13 protein-coding genes and 1 pseudogene are annotated in these 20,016 nt (G+C 49.0%); 10 read left to right on the top strand and 4 right to left on the bottom strand.

Annotated features, from left to right (window positions below; genetic code table 11):
- Positions 1–63: 63 nt before the first annotated feature.
- The 8 genes and pseudogenes from OIM03_08285 to OIM03_08250 all read left to right on the top strand — a co-directional run bounded on the left by OIM03_08285 (position 64) and on the right by OIM03_08250 (position 8,571).
- A complete protein-coding gene (locus OIM03_08285; GenBank protein HJI74262.1) occupies positions 64–1,230 on the top strand; it encodes an alanine--tRNA ligase-related protein in 1,167 nt (388 codons plus the stop codon).
- 96 nt (positions 1,231–1,326) lie between these two features.
- Positions 1,327–1,842: a flavin reductase gene (locus OIM03_08280; protein ID HJI74261.1), complete on the top strand. Its 516-nt coding sequence runs from the start codon at positions 1,327–1,329 to the stop codon at positions 1,840–1,842.
- A gap of 184 nt (positions 1,843–2,026) precedes the next feature.
- Positions 2,027–3,571 carry an efflux transporter outer membrane subunit gene (locus OIM03_08275; GenBank protein HJI74260.1) on the top strand — a complete coding sequence of 515 codons (1,545 nt, stop codon included), beginning with the start codon at positions 2,027–2,029 and terminating at the stop codon, positions 3,569–3,571.
- Positions 3,568–3,702 (top strand): hypothetical protein, encoded by a 135-nt coding sequence (locus OIM03_08270; protein ID HJI74259.1) that lies wholly within the window; start codon positions 3,568–3,570, stop codon positions 3,700–3,702. Before OIM03_08275 ends, OIM03_08270 begins: the two co-directional genes overlap by 4 nt.
- Positions 3,703–3,731: 29 nt before the next feature.
- Positions 3,732–4,586, top strand: a pseudogene (locus OIM03_08265) (efflux RND transporter periplasmic adaptor subunit).
- Positions 4,587–4,592: 6 nt separating this feature from the next.
- Positions 4,593–6,344, top strand: coding sequence for an ATP-binding cassette domain-containing protein (locus tag OIM03_08260; GenBank protein HJI74258.1), 1,752 nt, complete (start codon positions 4,593–4,595; stop codon positions 6,342–6,344).
- A 20-nt stretch (positions 6,345–6,364) separates the two neighbouring features.
- Positions 6,365–7,456: an ABC transporter permease gene (locus OIM03_08255; protein HJI74257.1), complete on the top strand. Its 1,092-nt coding sequence runs from the start codon at positions 6,365–6,367 to the stop codon at positions 7,454–7,456.
- Positions 7,453–8,571: an ABC transporter permease gene (locus OIM03_08250; GenBank protein HJI74256.1), complete on the top strand. Its 1,119-nt coding sequence runs from the start codon at positions 7,453–7,455 to the stop codon at positions 8,569–8,571. The genes OIM03_08255 and OIM03_08250 overlap by 4 nt, the downstream gene beginning before the upstream one ends.
- A 67-nt stretch (positions 8,572–8,638) precedes the next feature.
- Here OIM03_08250 and speC (OIM03_08245) read toward each other — a convergent pair whose 3' ends face one another.
- Positions 8,639–10,819 (bottom strand): ornithine decarboxylase, encoded by a 2,181-nt coding sequence (gene speC / locus OIM03_08245; protein ID HJI74255.1) that lies wholly within the window; start codon positions 10,817–10,819, stop codon positions 8,639–8,641.
- A gap of 437 nt (positions 10,820–11,256) precedes the next feature.
- Here speC (OIM03_08245) and speC (OIM03_08240) point away from each other — a divergent pair, with 437 nt between their 5' ends.
- Positions 11,257–13,440, top strand: a complete 2,184-nt coding sequence (gene speC / locus OIM03_08240; protein HJI74254.1) for an ornithine decarboxylase — start codon at positions 11,257–11,259, stop codon at positions 13,438–13,440.
- Between the two features lie 171 nt (positions 13,441–13,611).
- On the opposite strand, the gene potE is transcribed toward speC (OIM03_08240), so the two are convergent.
- The 3 genes from potE to OIM03_08225 all read right to left on the bottom strand — a co-directional run bounded on the left by potE (position 13,612) and on the right by OIM03_08225 (position 18,776).
- Complete coding sequence (potE, locus tag OIM03_08235) at positions 13,612–14,973, bottom strand: putrescine-ornithine antiporter (GenBank protein HJI74253.1); 1,362 nt, start codon at positions 14,971–14,973, stop codon at positions 13,612–13,614.
- 66 nt (positions 14,974–15,039) lie between these two features.
- Positions 15,040–17,220, bottom strand: coding sequence for an ornithine decarboxylase (speC, locus tag OIM03_08230; protein HJI74252.1), 2,181 nt, complete (start codon positions 17,218–17,220; stop codon positions 15,040–15,042).
- A gap of 671 nt (positions 17,221–17,891) precedes the next feature.
- Complete coding sequence (locus OIM03_08225; protein HJI74251.1) at positions 17,892–18,776, bottom strand: LysR family transcriptional regulator; 885 nt, start codon at positions 18,774–18,776, stop codon at positions 17,892–17,894.
- 764 nt (positions 18,777–19,540) lie between these two features.
- Between OIM03_08225 and OIM03_08220 the strand changes: the two genes are divergently transcribed.
- On the top strand, positions 19,541–19,861 hold the full coding sequence (locus OIM03_08220; GenBank protein HJI74250.1) for a hypothetical protein: 321 nt from the start codon (positions 19,541–19,543) through the stop codon (positions 19,859–19,861).
- Positions 19,862–20,016 lie beyond the last annotated feature (155 nt).

Raw genomic sequence — 20,016 nt, 5'->3', positions numbered from 1 at the left:
AAAGCCAAAGACGGCAGCCCGCGCTGCCGTCTTTTCTTTTTACCACATACAAGGAGAACAAAGATGGAGATGAATGAACTCTTTTATAAAGATGCCTATCTGAAGGAATTTGACGCAGTCGTCACATCCTGCCAGGAAGGGAAAAACGGCTTCGAAGTCGTCCTTGATGATACGGCATTTTATCCTGAAGGCGGCGGACAGCCATGGGATACCGGCACACTGAATGATGCCAAAGTCACATCCGTCCGGAAGAAAGACGGCGTGATCATCCATTATACTGACAAGCCTTTAGCAGAAGGTACAAAGGTCCATGGTGTGATAGACTGGATCCGCCGCTTCGACCATATGCAGAACCATTCCGGCGAGCATATCTTTTCCGGACTTGTCCATAAGAAATTCGGCTATGACAATGTGGGATTCCATCTCCATGATATCGTGACGGTCGATTTCAATGGCATGATGACATGGCAGGATGCACTGGAAATCGAAAGAAAAGCCAATGAAGTCATCTGGAAGGATGCAGAGACGAAGATTTCGTTCCCGTCAAAGGAAGAGCTTTCCTCCATGGATTACAGAAGCAAGATCGAGCTTGACGGTACTGTCCGCATCGTGGAATTTCCTGAAGGCGACACCTGCGCCTGCTGCGGCACGCATGTATCACGCGCAGGGGAGGTAGGCATCGTCAAAGTCCTCTCCCTTGCCAGACATAAAGGCGGCGTCCGCATCGAGCTTGTCTGCGGAAGAAGAGCCATGGAAATGATGGATAAGATTTACGACCTCAATGAGGACATTGCCGTCCGTTTCTCCGTCAAGCCTTTTGAAACAAAGGAAGCTGTCGAAAAACAGGCTGAAGAGAAGGCAGAACTCATGGCAAGGCTTGCTGATGCCAACCGCCGCTATTTCGCTCTTAAAGCGGGCGTACTCGCAGAGGGGAAGCGTGCCGTCCTTTTGTACGAAGAAGAGCTGAACGCCGGGGAAATCCACAAATTCTGTGAATATTTGATGGAAACAGGGAAGGATGACATCTACTTCGTCCTTTCAAAGAAGGATCAGGACTCCCTGAACTATGTCATTGGCAGCACAAAGGAAGATCTCCGTCCTCTCATCAGGGAATGGAACAAATCGCTTCATGGAAGAGGCGGCGGAAGGAGCGAAATGGTGCAGGGCTCCTTCTCCTGCCGGCTTTCTGAAGCAGAAGAACTTGTCCGCAGTTTGAATGAAGAGTTGTGATTTTCTATTTCGAAATTAACCGATTTATATGGTATAATATAAGAGTAATCACATCATTTTTTAATATTCCTATTATTTCATAAAGGAGAATATGCGATGTCTTTCAAAGAAATACCCGTAGAAGAATGCGGACTCAATGCGTTTGCCGATCTGGCGAAGTACTGTATCGTTACAGCAGTCAATAAGGAAAAATGCAATCCGATGGTTGTCACCTGGGGTGCCTTCGGCGTTATGTGGAGAAAACCGACTGCAACGATCTATATCCGTCAGAGCCGCTTCACCAAGACGATCCTGGACAGCCAGGACTATTACACACTTTCCTTCCTTCCGGTTTCCTACAAGCCGAAGGAAAGCTACATGGGATCCCATTCCGGACGCGACGGAGACAAATTCGAAGGAAGCGGCCTCACACCATACTTCATCGGTGACGAAGCTGCCGGTGTAGAAGAAGCCGATCTCATCCTTGTATGCAAGAAGATTTACTCGCATGAAATGACCTCTGAATTCTACACGGATAAGGAAACGTACCAGCGCTGGAATGAAGGAAGACAGGCCGGCAACAACCACAGTGTTTTCGTGGGAGAAATCGTGAAGGTACTCAAAAAAGAATAAGCCTGAGCTATGAAGAAAAGGGGATGCAGGAATGATTTTCTGCATCGTCTTTTTTTATGCGTGAAATGACTGGCGGTTGAATTTCCTAAGAGCAGCTTGTTATTTTTCTGTTATACTATAAGCAAAGAGTTTAAATTCAAGCAATGCTGATAAAGCTGTGCCTTCATAAATCCGGGAGGTAGTTATGAATCAGAGAAAAAGAGCGGTATGGGGCTTTATCCTGTGTTCTCTCCTCTGCTGCGGAGCAGGAGTCTCGGCCAAGGAGGCGGCTGCAGGGGAAAAAGCGGCCATGCCATTGTGGACCAATGCAGCGTCCCAGTATGAAAATCCATATTTTACAGGAAATCCGGATGCATCCCTTTCTGCGGAAACACTTTCCTCCTGGTGGACTGTATTTCATGACGATACGTTAAATGAGCTGATCGGAAAGGCACTTGCCGGGAGCCGTGACATGGAAGAGGCCCGCTCAAGGCTCCTGCAGGCAAGGGAGCAGGCAGGCATCACGAAGGCAGAGAAGCTTCCATGGGTGAATGCTGACGGCGGATGGGTCCGCGGAGAAATGCCGGATGATATCACGCGCGGCATCCTTCCTGCCCAGCTTCAGAATATGCCGCTTGGCATAGAAGGAAGCAACAGCGCGACGTATGCCGGTCTTGATGCGTCCTGGGAACTCGATCTTTTCGGAAAGAAGAGCGCCAAGGTCCGGGAAGCAAGGGGAGCGCTTGAAGCGCAGAGAGGCATGCTCTATTCCACATGGGTATCCCTTTCTGCAGAAGTAGCCATGAACTATATCACGCTGAGGACGCTTCAGGCAGAACTGGATGTGACAGAAAAATCCATTGATAACATGAAGGAGAATCTGTCACTTATGCAGGTGAATCAGGAAAGCGGTCTTGTTTCCTCCGTGCCAGTCGACCAGCTGACATATACGCTGAAGGAAACGGAATCCCAGATCCCTGAGCTCAAGTCGTCCATTGCAGGCACTATGTCAAAGATTGCCATCCTTACAGGAACGACGCCGGGGGCGCTTGACACCATGCTCATGACGCCAAAGCCGCTTCCTGACATCGATCCGACGCTGTATAATGCGATCCCTGCCGACGTGCTGAGGCAGCGGCCTGATGTCTATGCCGCTGAAAGCGCATGGGCCGCGCAGATTGCCAAGACGGATGAGGCAAAGGCTGAGATGAAGCCGAAAATTTCCATCCTGGGCGTGCTGGGACTTGCAACGCTTGGCACAGGAGGACTGTTCTCGGCAGGAAGCCGTGCTTTTGGCATCATGCCGCAGGTCACATTCCCGCTCTTCAATGGCGGGGCGCTCAGGAGAAATGTGAACGTGCAGTCCGAGAAGGAAAAAGAAGCAAAGGCAAAGTACGAGAATACGGTGCTGAAGGCAGCCGGAGAAGTCCGCACGGCGATGACATCGGTCAGCCAGGATAAGATCAGACAGGATTCCCTGGAAACGGGGAGGGACAAGGCGAAGGAAGCTTTGGACCTAGCAGAAAATCAGTACCAGCACGGCCTTTCCGATTACATGGGTGTGCTCGATGCCGAGCGTCACTATCTTTCCCTGAACCAGTCCTGCGCTGTGGCAAAGGGAAAACAGATGACAGACCTTGTTTCCCTGTTCAAAGCGCTCGGAGGCGGTTGGAAGCCTCTGGATGAGGAAACAATAAAAGGTGCAAAAAATGATCAGAACGAGGAAAATGCAGGAGGTGAAGGGAAATGATGGAAACCATCCAGAACCATAAGAGGGAATTTGGAATCGGCGCCATCATTCTTGCCGTTCTCCTCATTTTCTCTTTTTACGAATATCATGAAAAAAGCAGGCCGAGCTTGCTGCCAGTCAGCTTGAACTGAACGGCAATGTCGATTTGAGGGAAGTTTCCCTTGCGTTCAGGAACAGCGACCGCATCACGGAAATCCTCGTCGATGAAGGGGATACCGTGAAGAAGGGGCAGGTCCTTGCCAAGCTTGATACGCAGGATCTGAATTACAGGATCGACGTGACGAAATCCCAGATCGCTGCCCAGCAGGCTGTCGTAGATAAGATGCACAACGGCACGCGCCCGGAAGATCTGGCGCAGGCGGCTGCCAAGGTCAATGCGGCAAAGGCAGAGAAGGATTTCCTGATCGCCGACTACAACAGGAAGATGGATTCCTACAATACTTCCGGCGGAAAAGCCATCAGCAAACAGGCCATTGATGATGCAAAGGCAAAGCTTGATGTCGCTTCGTCCAAACTGACAGAAGCCGAACAGGCAAACAACCTTGCCAAGGCAGGCCCTCGCGCAGAAGATGTAGCCGCCGCCGAAGCACAGCTCAAGGGGCTTGAGGATACCCTTGCCGGGCAGGAATATACACTGTCCCAGTCAGAACTCGTTGCGCCGCAGGACGGTGTCATCCGTTCAAGACTTCTTGAAGTCGGAGATATGGCCTCCCCGCAGAGACCGGTTTTCCGCATTTCCCTTGATACGAAAAAATGGGTCCGTGTCTATGTGGCTGAACCGGATCTTGGAAAGATCCATGAAGGAGAGGCCGCTGACGTCTATATCGACAGCTATCCGGACAAGCCGGTCAAAGGCACGATCGGATATATTTCCTCGACAGCAGAATTCACGCCAAAGAGCGTGCAGACGAATGAGCTTCGTACCGCTCTTCTTTATGAAGTCCGCGTCTATGTTGACGACAAGGACAATGTCCTCCGCATGGGCATGCCTGCGACCGTGAAAATCAAATTGTAAAGGATGATGGGTGTGGAAGAAGATGTGATCCGCGCAGAGAAACTGAATAAGGTCTTTTCCATCAAGGGAAAGAAACCGCTGACGGCGCTGAACGGACTCTCTCTTTCTGTCAAAAAAGGCGAGCTCACGGCAGTGATCGGGCCGGATGGCGCGGGGAAAACGACGCTGATGCGACTGATTGCAGGCCTTATGAATTCCACATCCGGCAGTCTTACCGTTCTTGGCATGGACAGTGTGAAGGATGCAGAAGAAATCCAGAGCCGCATTTCCTACATGCCGCAGAAGTTCGGTCTTTATGAAGATCTGACAGTGCAGGAAAATCTCGATCTTTATGCAGACCTCCACGGCGTTCCGCAGGAAAAAAGGCCTGAAAGGTTCGGGAAACTGCTGGACATGATGGGGCTTGCGCCTTTTACCGGCCGTTTTGCCGGAAAGCTTTCCGGCGGTATGAAGCAGAAGCTGGGCCTTGCCTGCACGCTCGTCCGCTCGCCGGATCTTCTCCTTCTTGATGAACCGACTGTCGGCGTCGATCCGCTTTCGAGGCGCGAGCTGTGGAAAATACTGAAGACATTCGTCAAGGAAGAACATCTTTCCATCTTTGTCAGCACGGCGTACATGAATGAAGCAGAAATGTGCGGCCATGTCTTCGTTCTTCATAAGGGGAATCTTCTGGCGGATGGCACGCCGGAGGACCTCTGCCGGATTGCAGACGGCCGATGCTACAATGTCCTTCCTGAAGAAGGCGTCCCCACACGCATCCTGCAGGCGCATCTGATTGATGAAACGAAGCTGATCGTCGATGCCGTGCCAAGAGGCGGCGCCGTCCATTTCATTATGGAAAAGGGCGTCGATGAAATACCGTATCTCAAGAGGCACCACCTTGAGCCCACGCCCGTTCCTGCCAAACTGGAAGACGGTTTCATGACGCTCCTCAGAAAAGCGGAAGGCCATGAAGCGCCGCCGGAAGAAGCAGAGGACGTGCTCGACCGGGGCGGAAGACCGTCTAGTGAAGTCAATATCGTCGTAAAGAACCTCGTCAAGAAGTTCGGGGACTTTACGGCTGTTTCCAATACATCTTTCGAAGTGCATAAGGGAGAAATCTTCGGTCTTTTAGGGCCGAACGGAGCAGGCAAGACGACGACGTTCAAAATGCTCTGCGGCCTTCTTCCTGAAACTAGCGGCTTTCTATCCGTCGCAGGTGTAGACCTTAGAAAGGCAAGGACGCAGGCGCGTGCGAATATCGGGTATGTGGCGCAGAAGTTTTCTCTCTACAGCCACATGTCCGTCCTGGATAATCTGAAATTCTTCGGCGGCATCTACGGTGTACCGAAGGGGAGACTTTCTGAAAGGATCAGGGAGCTCTGCCAGGAGTTCGATCTGGAAGATGTCCTCGACCGTCTGGCGGAAGACCTGCCGGGCGGGTACAAGCAGCGTCTATCCATGGCAGCGGCGCTTCTTCACGAGCCGCAGATTCTTTTCCTCGATGAACCGACCTCGGGCATCGATCCATTGGCCAGAAGAAATTTCTGGAGAAGAATCACGACCCTTGCCGCGCGGGGCACGACAATCATCATCACGACGCATTTCATGGAAGAAGCCGAGTACTGCGACCGTTTCATGATCCAGGACAACGGCATCCTTCTGGCCATCGGAAGCCCTTCGGAAATCCGTGAGAAACTTGGGCAGCCGGGCGCTGACATGGACAGGATTTTCATTGAAATCGTCGAGCGGTCGAGAAAGGAAGGGGAGAAATCATGAGTTCCGGATTCTTTCGGCGCATGAAAGCGCTCATCCGCAAAGAGTTTCTCCAGCTTTCCAGAGACTCCAGCTCCCTTCTTCTGGGGATTGCCCTTCCGATCATCCTGATTCTGATCATCGGCTACGGCATATCTCTTGACGTCAAGAACGTGCCGATCGCCGTTGTCCTGGAAGATCCTTCGCCGGCATCCCAGGATGTCCTTTCCTTCATGGACGGGTCTGAATATTTCTCGCCGACCTATGTCACAAGTTTCAAGGAAGCTGAGCAGATGATGACAGACAGGAAGGTGAATGCCATCATCGATGTGCCTTCGGATTTCGCAGCGCGCCTCCACGAAGGGAATGCAAAGATGCTCCTTGTCCTTGACGGCGTCGAAACAGCGACGGCCATGAGCGTGCAGACCTACGTCGATACCTCCATCGCCTCCTGGGAAGCGCGCCATATGTCCGGCGCTGCATCCTTCGGGACAGTGATAGTCGAACCGCGCATGTGGTATAACAATGCCAATTCCAGTACATGGTTCTTCATCCCGGGCCTCGTCATGCTGATCATGACGATTATCGGCGTCATGCTGACCTCGGTCGTCATGGCCCGTGAATGGGAGAGGGGGACATTCGAATCCCTCTTCGTCACGCCGGTAAAGCCGATGGAGCTTGTCCTTGCCAAGATGGTGCCGTACTTCTTCATCGCACTCCTTGGTACAGGCATCTGCCTTGTCCTTTCAAGGTTCCTCTTCAGCGTCCCCATGGTCAGTTCCCTCTCTGCCATTCTTGGCATATCCATGATTTACCTGTTGGTTGCGCTTGGCATCGGGCTGATGATTTCAGCCGTTACGAAGAACCAGTTCCTGGCTTGCCAGCTTTCGCTCCTGATCAGTTTCCTTCCCTGCTTTATTCTGTCAGGCTTCATTTTCGATTTACGATCGACGCCGATCGTCGTGCGCGCTGTAGGTGAAATCCTTCCCTTCAGCCACTACCTCGTCTGCATCCGTTCGCTCTTCCTGTCCGGCAATAACTGGACGATCCTCCTGACGCAGGGCGGCATTCTCATCCTTTATGCCGTATGCTTCGTGAGCATCGCTTTTGGCATCACGAGAAAGAAGGTGGAATGATGAGCACCTTCCAGCTTTTTCTGCAGCAGCTTGCCGTCATCTGCAAGAAGGAAATCCTCTCCATCTGGCAGGATCCTGCGACAAGAAGGATTGTCGTCATTCCCTGTATCCTGATGGGGTTCCTCTTCGGCTATGCGGCCAATTACAATCTGGAAAATGCGCCGTATGTCGTCCTGGACCAGAGCAGGAGCGGGGCTTCCGCAGACCTTCTTTCCCGCTTTGACGGGACATCGCTTTTCCACCGCGTGGCGACTGTGTCGAATGCCAATGAAATCGCACCGTACATAGAGCAGGAAAAAGCCGTCATGGCGATCTCCATCCCGCAGGATTTCCAGGACAAGCTCGATCAGGGAGAAAAGGCTCCTGTCCAGATCATATCTGATGGACGAAATACGATGGTCGCAGGCCTCGTCACAGGCTATGCAGGCCGCATCGTAAACAGCTTCAATCAGGAAAGGACAGGCGTCTCGGCCCCCGTGACGGTCATTACAAGGACATGGTACAATCCGAACCAGATCACGCGCTGGTTCTTCATGCCGGGGATCATCGGGCTTTTGAGTTTTGCGCAGGTCTTTGTTCTGGCGGGGCTTTCGGTCGCAAGAGAAAGAGAAGAAGGCACATTCGAGCAGCTTCTTGTCGCACCGGTCAGCCCGTCAGTCATACTGATCGGCAAAGCCATGCCGCCAATGATCGTCGGATTCATCCAATGTACGATCCTCTTCTGTATCAGCTACTTCTGGTTCAATGTGCCGTTTGCAGGAAACTTCGGCATGTTCTACACGGCTATTTTCTTCTACGTGCTGAGCTCGACAGGCTGCGGCCTCATCGTTTCCTCCATTTCCAAGAACATGCAGCAGGTGCTTGTCTATGTCGTAGTCCTGATGGTGCCGATGGCCCTTCTCTCCGGCGTCGTCACGCCGATCAACAATATGCCGCGGTTCCTCCAGATCATTACGTATGCGGATCCGCTCCGCTTTGCACTGGAACTCATCCGACGCATTTACCTTGAGGGCCTTACCTTCGGACAGCTCTTCTGGAACTTCATTCCGCTTAGCGTGATTTCCGCCGTAACACTCTCCGTGGCCGCCTATCTTTTCAGGCACCACTTGAACTGAATCATTTGAATTGAAGCATTACACGCAAAAAGCACCGTTTCCGCATTGGGAAACGGTGCTTTTACTGTTATTTTTCAAATTCCTTTTTGAGGACATATCCGTAAGCGTGCTTCAGGCCGTCTTCGCCTTCCTGGACATAGACACCCTGGATTTCAGGAGCAAAGCCCGGGAGCTGGTTGATCCCTTCCACGAGGTCTAAGAAGTAGGCAACAGCCGTCTTGGTCCATGCTTCACCGGCATGTACGCAGATGACTCCTGGTGGATAGGGGAGAGCGCCTTCCAGAGCTGTTCTTCCTTCAGCCTCGGCAAGGTCTACGAGTTCGCCATGGCCTCTCATGAATTCGTACTGTGCTTCCTGCGGATTCATGACATACTTCGGGAAGTAATCCTTCAGGAAGAGTTCCTTCTGCAGCGTGGATACTTCGCGGTCCTTGTAGAAATCATGCATTTCCTGGCAGAGACGGCGGATGGTGTATCCTTTGTACTTATCCTGGTAAGCCTTGTAAATGCTCGGGAGCACTTCGGACATCGGAGCATCCTCATCGATGAGCTTTTCAAAGCGTACAAGCTTGGCAACAAGGTCATCCATCTTGGTCGCTGTTTCAGCCGGAGTCATGAGGAAGAGGATATCATTCAGGTCGCACTTTTCAGGAATGATGCCGTTTTCACGCAGATAGTTGGCAAGGATATTGCCCGGGATGCCGAACTTCTCGTATCCGCCGTGTTCCACGTCAATGCCGGCCGTAACGAACTGCAGCTTCATCGGGTCGATGAAGTACTGGCCCTTGGCATAGCCTTCGAAACCATGCCATTTGGCACCTGGTTCGAAAGCCCAGTAGTTCATGTCGTTTGCCATCTTGTCGGTATCGCCGTCTTCCCACTTCTTGCCGTAGACAACAGGCGGAACGAGCGGACGGATGTAATGGCAGTTGCGGAGGACCTGCTTGCGCGTATTGATGACAAGCTTCACAGCATCTGCCCAGAGCTTTTTGCCTGCTTCGCCTTCGTGCATCTTGGCATTGACATCAAGAGCTGCGAAGAGCTGGTAGAGCGGGGAAGTGGAAGCATGCATCATGAAAGCATTGTTGACGCGCTTATGAGGAACGTAGCGGCCCTGTCCCTTGATGTGGGCATCCTTCTTATGGACCATGGAAGTCATGGAGAAGCCGGCCTGCTGCTTATGGACAGACTGGCTGACGAAAATGCCGGGGTCTTCCGGACCAAGGTCGAGAAGAAGCGGGCTGCAGTCCTTCATCATCGGAATGAATTCCTCATAACCGACCCAGGCAGAGTCGAAGAAGATGTAATCGCAGAGATGGCCGATGCGGTCAACAACCTGGCGGGCGTTGTAAATGCATCCGTCATACGTGCCAAGCTGGATGACAGCCAGGCGGATCGGGCGCTTAGCCTTTGCCTTGACAGGATCCTTCTCAGCGACGAGCTTTCTGATGTAATCCTCATTGAAGCAGTGGTCAAGGATGCCGCCGATGGAGCCGAAGGCATTTCTTGCCGTTTCCAGATAAACAGGAGTTGCGCCGGCAATGACAAGAGCGCCGTGATCGACAGACTTATGATTGTTCCTGTCGAAGAGAACGATGTCGCCCGGAGTGAGGACAGCATTCAGTACAACCTTGTTGGAAGTGGAAGTGCCGTTCAGAACGAAGTACGTCTTGTCAGCGTTGTAGACGCGTGCCGCATGCTTCTGTGCAGCAAGTGCCGGGCCTTCATGGATGAGGAGATCGCCCATGGCAACATCGGCGTTGCAAAGATCAGCCCTGAAGGTATTCTCACCGAAGAAATCATAGAAAGCGCGTCCGGCCGGATGCTTCCTGAAGAAAGCGCCGCCCTGATGGCCTGGGCAGTCGAACTGGGAATAACCGTTTTCAACATACTTCTTGAGATCCTTGAAGAAAGGAGGAAGAATAGCGTCTTCGTAATGGGAAGCAGCGCTTTCGATCTGACGGTCATAGAAAGCATGATCCGTTTCATTGAGATCGATGACGCGGTATACCTTGCCGATGACAGAATCATCTACAAGGCCGGCCTTCGTTTTGATGAAGAAGACAGGGATATTGAAAGAAAAGAGCATTTCTTTATCGAAGACAAAACGGTCTTCATCATCATCCGTCATAACGACAGATGCGATATCGGTGAAATCGGTATCATTGACATCAACAATGCCACGGCCCTTGACGGAACCGAAAATTTCCAGAGCTTTCTTTGTATAAGCGATTTTTAACTGGTTCAACATGGAAACCTCCCTCTGAATGTGAATTTGGATGGAAAGCAGTACTTTGACATGAAAAAGACCCTTGGAAAAGGGCAGCCATATGGAAAGAAATCCTGTCTTCTGTCATTCAGATCTTTAGTGTTGGTAGTTAGTGAAACTATCTAAGTCATTATAGCATAAAGGGCAGGAAAGCAAGCTGAATTTTACCTTAACCGGCGCATGTTTCAGCCTGCTTGACCGGGAATGATTCTACGCGGTATTTTATGGAAATATTTCGCAAGTGAATAGGTTTGGCCGTGTAATTAAAAATGCCGAGAAACATTGATTTCTTCGACAATTTTCGTGCCTTAACGGTTAAAATTTGATATACTTAAATTAATGGAAAATAATGGCGTGAAGCTTGAATGAGCTCTTTTTTTCAAAGCTTTGCCAAGGGAAAAATGGAGGGAATCTATATGCTAAGACGGTTAAAGATTGCCTATACCGAGAGGGCATTTGAAATATTCGGACCGGTTAATGGAAGGGAGTCCATTAAGGCGGGACAAACTGATTTTACGGATACGGCGGCACTCATCATTACAGATCTGGATTCTGAATTTGCTGCCAATGAAAGGGTCCGTGCTTTTGGCGTTCCCGTATTTCTGATTTTGACAGGCGAGAGCAATGTTGAGAAACTCATAGAGTGCGCTTCAGGAATCATCGACCTTCAACAGGGAGAGCATGATTTCTATGAACGCCAGATTGAAAATGCGGCTGAAAAATATGAGGAAGAAATCCTTCCACCGTTTTTCGGAAGTTTGCTGAAGTACGTAGAACGCGGAAATTCTGAATTTGACTGCCCTGGACATCAGGGCGGAGCTTATTTCAGGAAACATCCGGGCGGGAAAATTTTCTATGATTTTTATGGAGAAAACACATTCCGCGCTGATCTTTGCAATGCAGACGTCGCTATGGGAGATCTTCTTATTCATGAGGGGCCGGCACTTGCTGCTCAAAAGCATGCAGCGAAGGTATTCCACGCGGATAAAGCCTATTTTGTGCTGAACGGCACATCCGGAGCGAACAAAGTCGTCTTAAATGCGCTCTTAGCACCAGGAGATCTGGTCCTTTATGAAAGAAACAACCATAAATCAATCGGTTATGGAGCTCTGATACAGGCAGGTGCTATTCCGATTTATCTGGAGACGGCAAGGAACCCGTTCGGCCTTCTTGGCGGTGTTCTGGATCACTGCTTTAATGAGGAATATATACGCATGCTGATTGCGGAAAGAGACCCCAAGCGAGCAATGATGGACAGACCTCTCAGGGCAGCTGTTATCCAGCTTGGAAATTATGACGGCTGTATATATAATGCGCGTCAGGTCGTGGATAAAATCGGACATCTTTGCGATTATATCTTCTTTGATTCGGCCTGGGTCGGCTACGAGCAGTTTATCCCTATGATGAAAGACTGCAGTCCTCTCTTTCTGAATCTGGGACCCGAAGATCCGGGAATCATTGTGGTGCAGTCTGTTCATAAACAGCAGGCAGGATTCTCGCAGGCCTCGCAGATACTGAAGAAAGATTCTCATATCAAAGGTCAGAAGCGTTACCTGCCGCATAAGATTCTGAATAACTCTTTCATGGTCAATTCTTCGACTTCACCGAATTACCAGATTTTTGCATCACTTGATATGAATGCAAAGATACAGGAAGGGGAGAGCGGAAAGCTGATCTGGCATGAATGTATAGTCAATGCTATTGAAGCAAGAAAATCTGTCATCCGTCATTGCAAATATCTTCGCCCGATTGTGCCTCCGGTCGTTCATGGCAGCAAGTGGGAAGATGGCGACACGGAAGATATGGCCAATGATATTTCCTACTTTGCCTTTGAGCCGGGAGGAAAGTGGCATTCTTTCCAGGGATATACGAAGAGTCAGTATTTCATTGACCCTATGAAACTGCAGCTGATGACTCCGGGAATCAATATGGAAAATGGGGAGTATGAAGATTTTGGTATTCCCGGGATCATATTGGCAGATTATCTTAGGGATAATGATGTCATCCCGGAGAAATGCGATCTAAATGATATCCTTTTCCTGATGACACCGGCGGAAACACCGACAAAGCTTAAAGACCTGATTGCAAAGCTCGTCCGTTTTGAAAAGCATATCGACCAGGATTCCCCCATGGAAAAGGTCATTCCTTCCATATATAGAAAGTATGAAGAGAAATACAGAGGATACACGATCCGGAGACTTTGCCAGGAAATGCATGATTTCTATAAAGACAGAAAGATCAACATCCTGCAGAAGAGAATGTTCCAGAAAGCCTATTTTCCTGAATATTTCATGAGTCCTCAGCAGGCAAACTGGGCACTGGTCAAAGGGCAGGGAGAATTGATTCCTCTTCGTGAAGTGGAAGGACGTGTAGTCCTTCAGGCGGCTGTTCCGTATCCGCCTGGAGTTACATGCGTTCAGGCAGGTGAACGATGGACAAGAACTGCGCTGGATTATTTCCTCGATTTTGCAGAAGTTGCGAATGTCCTTCCCGGATTTGAACCGGAACTGCAGGGCGTTTACAGGGAAAAAGATCCTGATGGAAAGATAACACCCTATGCCTATGTCTTGGCAAGGGAATATGAAAAACTATATAAATAACGCGAGCTGGGCGGCATCATCATTCAGGTGATGCCGCCTTTTTAGTTTGTCAGGATCCTGAAATCAATCCGAAACATCAATCGGACAAAAAAGAAGCACCACCCGATCGAGAGGGCGGTGCTTTATAAAGGATGGAGATGATGGTAATTGATTAGTTGAAGTTACTATTGCTTATTGTTTTGCTGCTTCTGCAGCGGCTTCTTCAATGGCCTTGTTGTCGGCTTCGGCTTTATCAAGATCGAATTTATCGGAAACCAGACCATAAAGTGTCCAGCCGAAGAAGGTGACGATAGCGCCGTATGTCATTGCTTCGAATCCGGAAGCATAGCAGGCATACAAGCTGTAAATAGAGGCAACGAATGCAATGAATTTAGTCGTTTTCAGTTCGGAGCCCAAGTGGTTGACCGCTTTCATGATGACGACGATAGCTGCCATACAGAGCAGGTACGGAATGATATTCGTAATGACGGCCAGATTGACGAGAGTTTCAAACTGATCATTCAGTGTCGGGCTGATGGTCATCAGCGAGAAGAGGGACTGAATAACGGTAATGGTTACCATGCCGATCAATGGAGTTTCAGTAGATGTGATTTTCTTCATGAATGCAGGGAAATATCCTACATCACTGCCTGCCTTGAATACATTGGCAATGGTGAACTGCCAGCCAAGCAGGGAACCAAAGCAGGAGAGAACCATGAGACCCATGATAATGCGGCCGACTGTCGGTCCGAACATGTGAGCAAATACAAGTCCGAATGGAGCAGAACTGCGGACAAGATCTTCAGAAGGAATAATGCCGAAGATGATGTTGGTGGAAACGATGTAGCAGGCTGCGGCAATCAGTGTTCCGCCAAGAACGGCCTTCGGCACGTTCGTTTCCGGATTATCAACGGAATCTGCATTGGCGCACGCAGATTCCATTCCGAGGAATGCCCACAAAGTCATGGTAATAGCATTGATAGCAGCGCTGCCAAAGCTCATGTCATGTACGTTCCAGTTAGCAATGTACATGGAAGGAGAGAACCAGAACCATCCGATCAGTGCAAGACCGATACATGGAATGATGACGCCCCATACGGTGATGGAGGAAACGCGGCCGGTGTATTTAGCGCCGCCAAAGTTCAGGACGGTAGCCAGCCAGAGTGTGAAGATGGTAGCGGCGCAGGTCATAATAGGATCGAGAGATTTATTCAGGAATCCGAGTGCATAACCTACGGCAGAAATGGCGATAGCAGTATTTGCAAAAATCAGTGAAACGCCGTAAGTATAGTTTGCCATGAAGTTGCCGGCTTTCCCGAAAGAGTATTCGGCATAACCGCCCATGCCGCCGCCTTTTTTAGCATACATGCCGCATTTTGCGAAAACGTATGCCAGACACATGGAACCTACGGCAGTTACGAGCCAGGAAACGATGGAGAGCGCGCCGACCTGTGCCAGCTTGGATGGCAGCATGATGATGCCGGAGCCCATCATATTGACCGCTGTTAAAATGGTCAGCTGGAATACGCTCATCTTATTTGAGCTGTTACTCATGATTACCTCCTTGATTGGGAGGGATCCGGGCTTCCGTCGTGGAAGCCCATTTCCACCCTTGCTGTATTATTTTTCAAATTCCTTTTTGAGGACATATCCGTAAGCGTGCTTCAGGCCGTCTTCGCCTTCCTGGACATAGACACCCTGGATTTCAGGAGCAAAGCCCGGGAGCTGGTTGATCCCTTCCACGAGGTCTAAGAAGTAGGCAACAGCCGTCTTGGTCCATGCTTCACCGGCATGTACGCAGATGACTCCTGGTGGATAGGGGAGAGCGCCTTCCAGAGCTGTTCTTCCTTCAGCCTCGGCAAGGTCTACGAGTTCGCCATGGCCTCTCATGAATTCGTATTGTGCTTCCTGCGGATTCATGACATACTTCGGGAAGTAATCCTTCAGGAAGAGTTCCTTCTGCAGCGTGGATACTTCGCGGTCCTTGTAGAAATCATGCATTTCCTGGCAGAGACGGCGGATGGTGTATCCTTTGTACTTATCCTGGTAAGCCTTGTAAATGCTCGGGAGCACTTCGGACATCGGAGCATCCTCATCGATGAGCTTTTCAAAGCGTACAAGCTTGGCAACAAGGTCATCCATCTTGGTCGCTGTTTCAGCCGGAGTCATGAGGAAGAGGATATCATTCAGGTCGCACTTTTCAGGAATGATGCCGTTTTCACGCAGATAGTTGGCAAGGATATTGCCCGGGATGCCGAACTTCTCGTATCCGCCGTGTTCCACGTCAATGCCGGCCGTAACGAACTGCAGCTTCATCGGGTCGATGAAGTACTGGCCCTTGGCATAGCCTTCGAAACCATGCCATTTGGCACCCGGTTCGAAAGCCCAGTAGTTCATGTCGTTTGCCATCTTGTCGGTATTGCCGTCTTCCCACTTCTTGCCGTAGACAACAGGCGGAACGAGCGGACGGATGTAATGGCAGTTGCGGAGGACCTGCTTGCGCGTATTGATGACAAGCTTCACAGCATCTGCCCAGAGCTTTTTGCCTGCTTCGCCTTCGTGCATCTTGGCATTGACATCAAGAGCTGCGAAGAGCTGGTAGAGCGGGGAAGTGGAAGCATGCATCATGAAAGCATTGTTGACGCGCTTATGAGGAACGTAGCGGCCCTGTCCCTTGATGTGGGCATCCTTCTTATGGACCATGGAAGTCATGGAGAAGCCGGCCTGCTGCTTATGGACAGACTGGCTGACGAAAATGCCGGGGTCTTCCGGACCAAGGTCGAGAAGAAGCGGGCTGCAGTCCTTCATCATCGGAATGAATTCCTCATAACCGACCCAGGCAGAGTCGAAGAAGATGTAATCGCAGAGATGGCCGATGCGGTCAACAACCTGGCGGGCGTTGTAAATGCATCCGTCATACGTGCCAAGCTGGATGACAGCCAGGCGGATCGGGCGCTTAGCCTTTGCCTTGACAGGATCCTTCTCAGCGACGAGCTTTCTGATGTAATCCTCATTGAAGCAGTGGTCAAGGATGCCGCCGATGGAGCCGAAGGCATTTCTTGCCGTTTCCAGATAAACAGGAGTTGCGCCGGCAATGACAAGAGCGCCGTGATCGACAGACTTATGATTGTTCCTGTCGAAGAGAACGATGTCGCCCGGAGTGAGGACAGCATTCAGTACAACCTTGTTGGAAGTGGAAGTGCCGTTCAGAACGAAGTACGTCTTGTCAGCGTTGTAGACGCGTGCCGCATGCTTCTGTGCAGCAAGTGCCGGGCCTTCATGGATGAGGAGATCGCCCATGGCAACATCGGCGTTGCAAAGATCAGCCCTGAAGGTATTCTCACCGAAGAAATCATAGAAAGCGCGTCCGGCCGGATGCTTCCTGAAGAAAGCGCCGCCCTGATGGCCTGGGCAGTCGAACTGGGAATAACCGTTTTCAACATACTTCTTGAGATCCTTGAAGAAAGGAGGAAGAATAGCGTCTTCGTAATGGGAAGCAGCGCTTTCGATCTGACGGTCATAGAAAGCATGATCCGTTTCATTGAGATCGATGACGCGGTATACCTTGCCGATGACAGAATCATCTACAAGGCCGGCCTTCGTTTTGATGAAGAAGACAGGGATATTGAAAGAAAAGAGCATTTCTTTATCGAAGACAAAACGGTCTTCATCATCATCCGTCATAACGACAGATGCGATATCGGTGAAATCGGTATCATTGACATCAACAATGCCACGGCCCTTGACGGAACCGAAAATTTCCAGAGCTTTCTTTGTATAAGCGATTTTTAACTGGTTCAACATGGAAACCTCCCTCTGAATGTGAATCTGGATGCATGAGCCATGTGTGCACGTCACGGCAGCGTCCTCATGTGATGATTAATGCTTCATCTGGCCTTATGATAGTTACAAGAGGGAATTGATTCCAATACCATTTTAGAAACCGATTAGAATAAAATGAGGAAGTATCACAATATTGTTAATAAAGCACGTGGAAATGTATTGCATAACAAAAATGTTATAAGATGTAACAATGTGGTAAACCTATATACAAATAGATACCAATCATGGCTGAAATACCCGGGATGTGGAGAAGAGAAGATGAATAGAACCTTGGATAATCGATAAATACGAAGAAAATGGGAGATGGGAAATGCAAGGCGAAGAGTAGAAATCACGGACATAAATGAGGAGAGTGTAGGATATAACAGTGGACTTCGAAGATGATTCTGTAATGAAATGAATAAAATCTTGCTAATACTGCTTTAAGAATTAAAAACTTATCAATATGTACTATAAGTCATTACTGAAATGTTATAGAATTCAGAAGAGAATTTCTTACTATGAACAGGTACAGATTTAAACATAAAAACAGCCCTTCAATATGTATTGAAGAGCTGTTGAGAACAAAATTTATATAGGATCTGTCATCCTTGTCAGAGCAAAAAAACCTCCCAAAAGGCTGGAGGTTTTTATTGCATCGGGAATGTTTTGTTGGCATTATCTCTGACAAATTCCCAGAAGTGATCGACGATGTATTCACGGAGGAGAACAGCACTCAGGGATAGCTTGGAGTTTGTTTTCCAGGAGATGTTCAGATCACGATGACATTCCTGATCACCAACAGGGAGTGCGACATTATGAATTTGTGCGTTGTGCCATGTCATTTGCGGAACGAGGGCAATGCCGAGACCGGCTCTGATAAATTCGCCAACAGTATCCGGGTTGTTACTTTCTAGAATGACCTTTGGGGTAAATCCGGCTTTTTTGCAGTAGGCCTCGACTGTGTTTCTAAGGAGAAATCCCTTAGGAGGCATAATGAAATCCATATCAGAAAGATCATGAAGATTTACATAGGGAAGATGGGCATAAGGTGTTCCCGCCGGGAAAACCATAACAAGGTTCTCACGGAACAAAGTGATTGTATGGTCATTATCAACATGTTTCAGGCTTGAAAATAAAGTCAGGTCCGTTTTCGAGGCATTGGCCGAGTCACTGTTTTGCGGGACAATTTCTAAAATGGTTTCGGGATGCTCTTCCTTGAATTTCATTAGAAAGGCCGGGATTAACCTGCTTGATGACATGATGGCAAGCTTTACAGTGAGCTGCTGAAGATCTCTGGAGTCCTGCAGTTCCTGACGGAGGTCATCGAGTGATCCTAAAATCTTGTTAGCGTATTTAAGAAGGATGTGTCCATCTCGCGTCAGATGAATATTGCGGCCCTGATGGGTAAAAAGCGAGACATCCAGTTCTTCCTCCATACTGCGGATCGTTCTGGACAGCGCCGGCTGAGCAATATGGAGCGCTTCGGCAGCTTTTGTCAGGTGTTCCAGTTCAGCCACTTTCTGAAAATACATAAGAGAGGTAAAGTTTATTTTCATCTTGAACCTCGTATGATTTTAGATTTACCGGTTCTGCGTCCTGAAAACAGGTCCCAATCCGGATCAATCAGCAAATATCGTGCAAATCAAAGGAATAGATGCAGTATAGAGTGAACCCTTAACTGAATCGTTTTCGACTAAAATAGATTTATTCGACTGTATTATAGCATAAAGGGTATGAATCAATAGAAAACACCTTTTGATAATAGTTCAAAAACCAACAAACCTTTACAGAAAAGTGAAGCTTATGCATTTCTTCTATTAAGACTGGGCGAATAACATCGGGGTTCCCGTCTGTCATCTGCGACAAATATGGTATGCAGTCATAAACTGTCATAGAATATTATTTCTTTGGATACTGCCCGAGGAGTCTATAAATGAATGATGAAGAGACACTTATATGGTATGGAGAGCATTCCACCATGGAGAAGCGACTCCCCCCGCAGGGTTTCCAAGACGCGGCAGAAGGCCTCAAAATAACCCTTTTTACATATATTGCAAAGCAAAGCCATCTTTTTTATTTTGGGCGCATACTCCTTCATACTATCCCATATGGCTTCATACGGAATTTTTTGAATTGACGAGAAGTATCGAAAAGACTTACAGAAGATTTACAGAACGACATATAGAAAAATTTGCTTTTTTCTTGGTATAGCGATATACTATATACAGGTATTAAAAAAAACAATAAATAAATTTTTGCAGGAGGATCTGCATATAACAGGAAGGAGGGAAAGACGATGAGAATTGAAGACCTGATGGATCTTGAGATGTACGGAAGCATGTATATCCTTTTTGCCATGGCTTCTTTCTATGTAGAAGGAGCCAACCTTCTGGTACCGTCCAGGGTGAACTTCAACTTCAAAAGAATTCTTTCGCCTTTCACATCCTTCTTTAAAGGATTCATCGGGGCAGGAGGATGGGCTGCTATGGCCCTCAGGTCCTCCGGACTTGAAGGAAAACGGGAACAACTGAATGACGGGGCATCCGGCTTTTTATGGTGCCCGGTTTCCTTTCATGATTTCGCGTGGAAGGAAACTCCGCGCAGCGAGTGGATCTAAGCGCTTTCTTTTGTCGACCAGTAAAGGAAAGGCTTATGTTTAAATCATCCATAGAATATCTGATGAATCAGACGCTGCGAGGCGTCTTTTTTTGATGGAATTTTCTGGAGAGTGAAAACATGTTTTTCGTGAAAAACGATATAAAAAAATTATTG

This window comes from Veillonellaceae bacterium, assembly GCA_025992895.1.
In the GTDB taxonomy this organism is placed as follows: domain Bacteria; phylum Bacillota; class Negativicutes; order Veillonellales; family Dialisteraceae; genus Dialister.
This window is presented reverse-complemented; position numbering and strand designations above follow the sequence as displayed.